This window comes from Chitinophaga sp., assembly GCF_036569125.1.
Classification (GTDB): domain Bacteria; phylum Bacteroidota; class Bacteroidia; order Chitinophagales; family Chitinophagaceae; genus Chitinophaga.
Window position 1 is genome coordinate 1 of sequence record NZ_DATCRF010000066.1, and the last position, 8,168, is coordinate 8,168.

Below are 8,168 nucleotides of genomic sequence, written 5' to 3' on the forward strand. Positions count from 1 at the left end.
GGCTTAACAGGGTGCAGGTAGCAACATGCATCAGGTCCTGTTTCTGCTCTTTGGTGTATTTCTTTTTCAGTTTTCCCAGCTCCTGGATCCCTATCAGGAACAGGATAGCTTCCATATTCGGCTTTTTACCAAAACGCTCGGTTAACTGGTTAATAACCCCTTCCCATTGCTGCTCAAAATCGCTCATAACTGTATATATGATTGTCAGGTAATGATTTGTTACAGCCGCAAAGGTACGTTATAAAAAAAGATGATATAAATATGCCAGGGCTTTATTAACTTGGGGCCGCCGGTTTTAGTTACGAATTGAGGAATTATAAATTATGAATTTTAACCATTTGGTATGCCCGTTCGTAATCCGTAATTGATAATTCGTATTATATTAACAGCACTTTAACTGCCTAACCTGGCTGTGGTACAGCGTTTTGTGAGTAGAATGTTTATTTTAGCAAACTTGAAAAACACATACATCGCATGGAGAATACATCGCAAGATATCCGTCAATTGAATGAAAAGATCCACCAGGCCAGCGCATTTGTTGACCTGTTGAATATTGAGCTGGGAAAAGTGATCGTTGGCCAGCGCTACATGGTAGAACGCCTTTTAATTGGTCTGCTGGCCCAGGGGCACGTGCTGCTGGAAGGGGTGCCCGGCCTGGCAAAAACCTTGTCCATCAAGTCTTTATCATCCGCTATTAATGCAAAATTCAGCCGTATACAGTTCACACCGGACCTTTTACCGGCCGATGTGGTAGGTACCATGATCTATAACCAGCAGCGTAACGAGTTTGTGGTGCGTAAAGGGCCCATCTTTGCCAACTTTATCCTGGCAGATGAAATTAACCGTGCCCCGGCAAAAGTGCAGAGCGCCCTGCTGGAAGCCATGCAGGAAAAACAGATCACCATTGGCGATACTACCTTTAAGCTGGAAGAGCCTTTCCTGGTACTGGCCACCCAGAACCCGATAGAGCAGGAAGGTACCTACACCCTGCCCGAAGCACAGGTAGACCGTTTTATGCTGAAAGTAGTGATCGGCTATCCCACCAAGGAAGAAGAAAGACACATCATCCGCCAGAACCTGAACCCGGACGGCATGAGCGCCATTAACCCGGTAATAAACCCGGGCGATATTGTGCAGGCCCGCAAGCTGGTAAGGGAAGTATATATGGACGAAAAAATAGAACGTTATATACTGGATATAGTATTTGCAACCCGCCACCCGGAAGAGTATAAGCTGCAAAAGCTGAAGCCGCTGATCTCCTACGGCGGATCGCCCCGCGCCAGCATTAGCCTGGCCTGGGCTGCAAAATCCTATGCGTTCATGAAACGCCGCGGATATGTGATACCGGAAGATGTGCGCAGCATTTGCTTTGATGTAATGCGCCACCGCGTAGGCCTTACCTACGAGGCAGAAGCAGAGAACGTAACCTCTGAGAACATCCTGAGCGAAATACTGAATGCCGTTGAAGTGCCATAAGATAGTTGGCAGTTGTTAGTGGGCAGTTGGCAGTATTAATTATTAATTATTCATTCTTAATTATTTGACTGGGTGGATACAGCAGAAATACTCAAAAAGGTAAGACGCATAGAAATGAAGACCCGCGGGCTCTCCAACCACATTTTTTCCGGGGAGTACCACAGCGCCTTTAAAGGAAGGGGCATGTCGTTCAGTGAGGTAAGGGAATACCAGTTTGGAGATGATGTACGGTCTATTGACTGGAATGTAACAGCACGGTTCAACCATCCCTTTGTAAAGATCTTTGAAGAGGAAAGAGAGCTCACCGTAATGCTGCTGGTGGATGTAAGTGAAAGCTCTGCATTTGGTACCGTGCACCAGAATAAGCGTAACCTTACAACGGAAATATGCGCCGTACTGGCCTTTTCCGCTATCAATAACAACGATAAGGTGGGGGTGATATTTTTTAGCGACGGGGTGGAGAAATACATTCCACCCAAAAAGGGCAAATCACATATCCTGTTCATTATCCGGGAGCTGCTTTCTTTTAAACCTAAAAAGAAAGGCACCAACATCCGGGAAACCCTTCGCTTCTTTAACAATGCCGCCAAAAAGCGGAGCATTGTTTTCCTGCTGAGCGATTTCCTGGCAGGCGACTACCAGGATGCGCTGACCATCGCCTCACGCCGGCATGATATGGTGGGCATACATGTGTATGACCAGCGCGATAAGGAGCTGCCGCCGGTAGGCCTTATACAGGCCGTGGATGCTGAAACGGGCGGCCGCCAGTGGGTAGATGCAGCTGATAAACGGGTGCAGCAGTACTACACCCAGCAGTTCCTGCAGCACACACAATACTGCCGCAGCGCATTCCTGAAAAGCGGGGCCGAGCTGGTAAGTGTGCGTACCGACGAAGATTACGTAAAAGCATTGCAAACATTTTTCCTGAACCGGGCATAAGTTTTAAAGCGGAGCAAAAACCATCATGCGAAAAAGAATAATCTTACAGCGTATTTTTTTATTTGTATTGCTGGGATACCTGTGTCCTTTCCGCTTGCTGGCCCAGGATCATTACCAGATCAAGGCCCTGGCCGATACCGATAAGATACGTATAGGCGAACAGGTTAAGCTGGAGCTGTCGGCCAAAGTGGATCTGAACCAGCTGAAAGCCGCTAACCTGCGGCTCACCTTTCCTAACCTGCCGGATTCTTTTAATCACTGGGAGGTAGTGGACCGCTCCAAGCTGGATACCGTTACCAACGCCAATAACAACGAAACTTTTTTTAAACAAACCTTTACTCTTACCAGTTTTGACTCCGGCCGCTGGGATATACCCGCGCTGCGGTTCGATGTATTTTCCCCTGCCGGTATGGTGGATTCTGCTTTTTCGCAGCCCATTGGTATAGATGTAAATACCGTTACCGTAGATACCACCAAAGCATTTAAGCCCATTAAAAGTGTGCGCACGGTGTCCTGGAACATTTGGGATTACTGGCTGTACATGGCTATTGGCGCAGCGGTAGTGCTGTTGGGCCTTGGCTTGTGGCTATACTTCCGTAAGCGCCCGGTTAAGGAAAAAGTGGTGCCTGCAGCGCCGCTGGAACCGGTGTACGACCGTACCCTGCGCCTGTTAAAAGAGCTGGATGCAGAAAAAGTATGGCAGCAGGGTAATGTGAAAGAATATTATACAAGGCTCACGGATATTTTGCGTACCTATTTTGAGGAGCAGTTTGGCATAGCTGCACTGGAACAAACTACGGCCGAGCTGTTGCAGAACATAAAACCGGTGACCATCCTGAACCAGCAGCGCGATAAGCTGCGGGCGCTGTTGTCGCTGGCCGACCTGGCGAAGTTTGCAAAGCTGCAGCCCACGCCGCAGGAGCACGAAGAAAGTATGCACAAAGCCGTTGAAATAGTGGAGTGGACCAAACCGGCCGCTAAACCGGTGGAGGAGCAGAAAGCGTAAAGCTCAAAGCAGAAAGCGTAAAGCAGAAAGCAGAAAGCAAAAAGCACAAAACAAAAGGCCTTCAGCAAAGCACAATCAGCTTTATGCTTTATGCCTTCAGCTTTCCGCTTAATTCGTAATTGATAATTCGTAATTCAACTAATGGACCTGTCGATCTGGAAAAATATAACATTTGCCTATCCCTGGTGTTTCTGGTTATTGTTACTGGTGCCGGTATTTATTTACTGGTATTTTAAACAACAGCAGCGGCAGCAGGGCGCTTTGCAGGTATCCTCCATACAGGGCCTTAAAGGGCTGCCGGTGTCCTGGAAAGTACAGTTCCGGCCGGTGCTGCTGGTGCTGCGTGTACTGGCTTTTGCAGCCCTGGTAACAGCCCTGGCCCGCCCGCAAACCAGCAATACCTCTGAAAATATTGACAGTGAGGGTATAGATATTACCCTGAGCATAGACATTTCCGGTAGTATGCTGGCAGAAGACCTGCAGCCCAACCGCCTGGAAGCCGCCAAGAAAGTAGCTGTGGATTTTGTGAATAAACGCATCAGCGACCGTATCGGCCTGGTGATCTTTTCCGGCGAAAGCTTTACGCAATGCCCTATCACCACCGACCATGCAGTGCTGGAAAACCAGATCATGCAGGTAAAAAGCGGTATGCTGCAGGATGGCACTGCCATTGGGATGGGCCTGGCCACCGCGGTAGACCGTTTACGCAGCAGCAAAGCCCAGAGCAAGGTTATTATCCTGCTTACGGATGGGGTTAACAATACCGGCCTGGTAGATCCTATTACTGCGCTGGAAATAGCCAAAGCCTTTAAGATCCGGGTATATACCATTGGCATTGGTACCTATGGCAAAGCGCCCTTTCCTATGACCATGCCGGATGGCAGCATACAGATGCAAATGCAGGATGTGCAGATCGATGAGCAGCTGATGAAAAAAATATCTTCTGAAACCGGCGGCAAATACTTCCGCGCTACCAATACCATAGCCTTACAGCGCATTTACGATGAAATTGATAAGCTGGAAAAAACCAAGGTAGAGATCACGTCCTATAAACGTTACGCAGAACATTTTTTCCCGCTGGCTATGCTGGCCCTGGCCTGCCTGCTGCTGGAAGTGGTGCTGCGTTACACGGCTTTCCGTAGTTTACCGTAACTTCGCCCCTTCATGCAAGGAACCGTTTACAGATCTACCGGCAGCTGGTACCAGGTAAAAACAGTGGATGGCGGGCTTTACCAGGCCCGTATGAAAGGTGTTTTTAAGATGGATGAGGACATTACCTCCACCAATCCCATTGCCGTGGGCGACATTGTAGAAGTAGTAGAAGAAGAAAAAGAGGCCGCCAATGCCATGATCACGGAAATTGCGCCCCGCCGCAATTATATTGTCCGCAGCTCTCCCCATAAAAGATCACACAAACATATTGTAGCCGCCAACCTGGATCAGGCAGTGCTGGTATGCACCATTAAGGAGCCCCGCACCTCCCGCGGGTTTATAGACCGGTTCCTGGTAACGGCCGCTGCTTACCATATTCCGGCCATCCTGGTGTTCAATAAAAAAGACCTGCTGAAAGAAAAGGACCGGGAAAAGTTTCTGGAAATGGCAGATGTGTATACGGATATTGGCTACCCGGTGCTGTTGATCTCTGCTGCTAAGGGCGAAGGGATAAGCGAGGTACAGGAAATGCTGAAAGATAAGGTAACCTTAATGTCCGGCCACTCGGGGGTAGGCAAATCCTCCCTTATTAACCAGCTGCTGCCCGGTATGCAGCTGCGTACAAAAGAAGTAAGCGGCTGGAGCGGTAAAGGCCTGCACACCACCACTTTTGCAGAAATGTTCGACCTGCCGGATGGCGGACAGATAATAGATACCCCCGGTTTGCGCGAGTTCGGGATCATTGACATCCCTAAAACAGAATTATCGCATTACTTCCTGGAAATGCAGCCCTATATTACGCAGTGCCAGTTCAATAACTGCCTGCATATCAATGAGCCCGGCTGCGCGGTAAAAGCGGCCGTAGAAGAAGGGGAGATAGATACAGATAGGTACATCAGCTACGCTACCATCCTGGAAACCATAGAAGAAGAACGTTATTAACCCCGTTTCTTGGGTTTATTCAGCTCATCCAGCACTTTTTCCGCACCCCAGTTCTTTTTGGGTTGAGGACAGCCGGTTTTCTGTGTTTTGCAGGCGCTCATGGTTAGCAGGCCGGCAACGATCAGCAATAGGGTAATTTTGTGTCGCATAGGGTATGGAATAGCTTAGAATACGCGGCTGTCCATTTGTTTACGGGCCTTCCGGTTGTCGCTTTTATTGCCTTTGGTATAAAAGTTATTGGCGGGGCAGCCGTTTTGCGTAGCACACCCGGTAGCTACCATAGCGGTAAGCCACATCAGGAGTAAAAGTTTCTTCATAGGTATCTGTAATTTGTAATTTACTGCAATATAATGATTTTTTACTATTTGAACCAGCTTGAGTACATGAGATAATTGTTAGCAATACGGTCTATTTCGCCGCTGATCAGCTCCTGGCTGATGTCTTTTACCTTTTTGGCCGGCACCCCGGCATAAATGGTGCCTGCCTCTACCTGGGTACCTTCCAGCACCACCGCACCGGCGGCAATAATGCTGTTGCTGCCAATACGGGCATTATCCATTACAATGGCGCCCATGCCTATCAGCACATTATCATCAACGGTACAGCCATGCACAATGGCATTATGGCCTATGGATACATTGTTGCCGATAATGGCTTTTGTTTTTTCGTAGGTGCAGTGAATAACGGCGCCGTCCTGTATATTCACCTTATTGCCTATACGAATACTGTTCACATCGCCCCGCACCACGGCATTGAACCATATGCTGCAATCGTTGCCCATGGTTACATCACCTACAATGGTAGCGTTGGGGGCAATAAAACAGTTGTTGCCAAATTCCGGCTGTATTCCTTTTACTGGTAGTATAACAGGCATCATTTATAGATTTAAGAGCAGTTAGCAATTAGCAGTTAGCAGTTAGTTTTTAGCTGTTAGTTGTAATAGCTGCAAGTTATTGGTTAACCGCTACAAATAATAATCCACAATGGCCCATCAGGTAGAACGCAAATTTTTTCTATTCTATTATAACCGGCCATTTTTCTTTCCCAAGCTAAGCGTTGGCCGCCAACAGCTAAAAGCTTGTATAATTACTACCTTCGCATTTGTATGAATAACCGGCAGCTTTTTTTACGGCATGTAGCACAAACTTCAGATGCGCCGCTGGCGCTGGAGATCACCAAAGCCCAGGGAATGTATATGTGGGATGCAGCAGGCAAGCGCATCATGGACCTTATTGCAGGCATCAGTGTATGTAATATAGGGCATTGCCATCCCAGAGTGGTACAAGCCATACAGGATCAGGCGCAGCAATATATGCACCTGCTGGTGTATGGCGAACTGGTACAGTCGCCCCAGGTAGCTTTTGCCGCCAGGTTAACGGAGCACCTGCCCGCTGCGCTGGACAGTGTGTACTTTACTAACTCCGGTACCGAAGCGGTGGAAGGCGCCATGAAGCTGGCCAAACGCTATACCGGCCGTACGGAGATCATTGCCTTTAAGAACAGCTACCATGGATCTACCCAGGGCTCTCTGAGTATTATGGGGCAGGAGGAATGGCGCAATGCCTACCGCCCCCTGCTGCCGGATATTCAGCACCTGGATTATAATGATTTCAGCTCATTGGAGCATATTACTACCCGCACCGCCTGCGTAATTGCAGAAACCGTGCAGGCTGAAGCAGGCGTACGTCCGCCCCAACAGGAATGGTTACACGCCCTGCGGCAAAAATGCACCGAAACCGGCGTCCTCCTGGTGCTGGACGAGATCCAATGTGGGCTGGGCCGCAATGGCGCCTTATGGGGTTTTGAACGTTTTGGCGTAGTGCCCGACGTATTATTGCTGGGTAAAGCCCTGGGCGGCGGTATGCCCCTGGGAGCTTTCATTGCCTCCCGCGATATTATGTGGAGCCTTACCCATAACCCGGTGCTGGGGCACATTACCACTTTTGGCGGCCACCCTGTTAGCTGCGCTGCCGGCTTAGCAGCCCTGAATGCCTTGCTGGATGAAGATATTATCCCATCGGTTAAAGAAAAGGAGCAGCTTTTTCATCAATATCTGCAGCACCCCGCCATTAAGGAAGTACGCTCCCAGGGCCTGCTGATGGCCATTGAGTTAGCGGATTTCCCCTTTAATAAAAAGGTAATAGATGAATGCATCAGCCAGGGCCTGCTTACCGACTGGTTCCTGTTTGCACCGGAATGTTTGCGCATAGCCCCGCCATTGATTATTAGTAAGGAGGAGATTAAGGAAGCATGTGGGGTGATTATAGCGGCGTTGGATAAAATCGCAGCATTGCAAATAAGGGGGTAGCAGCAAACTGGTGGCGGCTTGCTAACTAACCATTCAGCTGGTTGCTGTTTACACCGTAATGTTTGCGTATGGTACCTTCATTGATCATACGCGACTGAATTAAGAACGCCGGTGAATAGGCGAATGACTACAGCAGCATAAATAATGAGCAGCATTAGATAAATGAGCTGGCAATAATCATTTAGTGCCATGTGTCAATTTTTTACTGCTTTATCACAGATGCTAACTACCGGCGCAATTTCAGTACTACCGCAACCCCGATCTGCGACGGCCGCTCTTGCAGGTCCAAACAACGAACCTTGGCCGGCGTCATCCGCTTGATAAAGCCTAATAGACCGCCAACCC

Annotated in this window: 9 protein-coding genes and 1 pseudogene; 6 read left to right on the forward strand and 4 right to left on the reverse strand. The window is 48.7% G+C overall.

Annotated elements, in window-relative coordinates; all coding sequences use genetic code 11:
- Nucleotides 1-187, reverse strand: a pseudogene (locus VIM87_RS02455) (hypothetical protein); the annotation flags it as partial.
- 287 nt (nucleotides 188-474) lie between these two features.
- Here VIM87_RS02455 and VIM87_RS02460 point away from each other — a divergent pair.
- The 5 genes from VIM87_RS02460 (at nucleotide 475) to rsgA (ending at nucleotide 5,515) form a co-directional block, all read left to right on the forward strand.
- Complete coding sequence (locus tag VIM87_RS02460; RefSeq protein ID WP_331995434.1) at nucleotides 475-1,476, forward strand: AAA family ATPase; 1,002 nt, start codon at nucleotides 475-477, stop codon at nucleotides 1,474-1,476.
- A 72-nt stretch (nucleotides 1,477-1,548) separates the two neighbouring features.
- Nucleotides 1,549-2,415 carry a DUF58 domain-containing protein gene (locus VIM87_RS02465; RefSeq protein WP_331995435.1) on the forward strand — a complete coding sequence of 289 codons (867 nt, stop codon included), beginning with the start codon at nucleotides 1,549-1,551 and terminating at the stop codon, nucleotides 2,413-2,415.
- Between the two features lie 25 nt (nucleotides 2,416-2,440).
- Complete coding sequence (locus VIM87_RS02470) at nucleotides 2,441-3,421, forward strand: hypothetical protein (protein WP_331995436.1); 981 nt, start codon at nucleotides 2,441-2,443, stop codon at nucleotides 3,419-3,421.
- Between the two features lie 141 nt (nucleotides 3,422-3,562).
- Nucleotides 3,563-4,573, forward strand: a complete 1,011-nt coding sequence (locus VIM87_RS02475) for a VWA domain-containing protein (RefSeq protein WP_331995437.1) — start codon at nucleotides 3,563-3,565, stop codon at nucleotides 4,571-4,573.
- 12 nt (nucleotides 4,574-4,585) lie between these two features.
- Complete coding sequence (gene rsgA, locus VIM87_RS02480) at nucleotides 4,586-5,515, forward strand: ribosome small subunit-dependent GTPase A (RefSeq protein WP_331995438.1); 930 nt, start codon at nucleotides 4,586-4,588, stop codon at nucleotides 5,513-5,515.
- Here the strand turns inward: rsgA and VIM87_RS02485 are convergent.
- The 3 genes from VIM87_RS02485 to VIM87_RS02495 are packed head-to-tail and all read right to left on the reverse strand — an operon-like array spanning nucleotide 5,512 to nucleotide 6,392.
- Nucleotides 5,512-5,664, reverse strand: a complete 153-nt coding sequence (locus VIM87_RS02485) for a hypothetical protein (protein ID WP_156093006.1) — start codon at nucleotides 5,662-5,664, stop codon at nucleotides 5,512-5,514. The two genes, rsgA and VIM87_RS02485, sit on opposite strands and share 4 nt — an antisense overlap.
- A gap of 15 nt (nucleotides 5,665-5,679) precedes the next feature.
- Nucleotides 5,680-5,832: a hypothetical protein gene (locus VIM87_RS02490; protein ID WP_331995439.1), complete on the reverse strand. Its 153-nt coding sequence runs from the start codon at nucleotides 5,830-5,832 to the stop codon at nucleotides 5,680-5,682.
- A gap of 44 nt (nucleotides 5,833-5,876) precedes the next feature.
- The gene (locus VIM87_RS02495) at nucleotides 5,877-6,392 is read right to left on the reverse strand and encodes a gamma carbonic anhydrase family protein (RefSeq protein ID WP_331995440.1); all 516 of its coding nucleotides are present in this window, start codon (nucleotides 6,390-6,392) and stop codon (nucleotides 5,877-5,879) included.
- Between the two features lie 228 nt (nucleotides 6,393-6,620).
- Between VIM87_RS02495 and VIM87_RS02500 the strand changes: the two genes are divergently transcribed.
- A complete protein-coding gene (locus VIM87_RS02500) occupies nucleotides 6,621-7,823 on the forward strand; it encodes an aspartate aminotransferase family protein (RefSeq protein ID WP_331995441.1) in 1,203 nt (400 codons plus the stop codon).
- Nucleotides 7,824-8,168 lie beyond the last annotated feature (345 nt).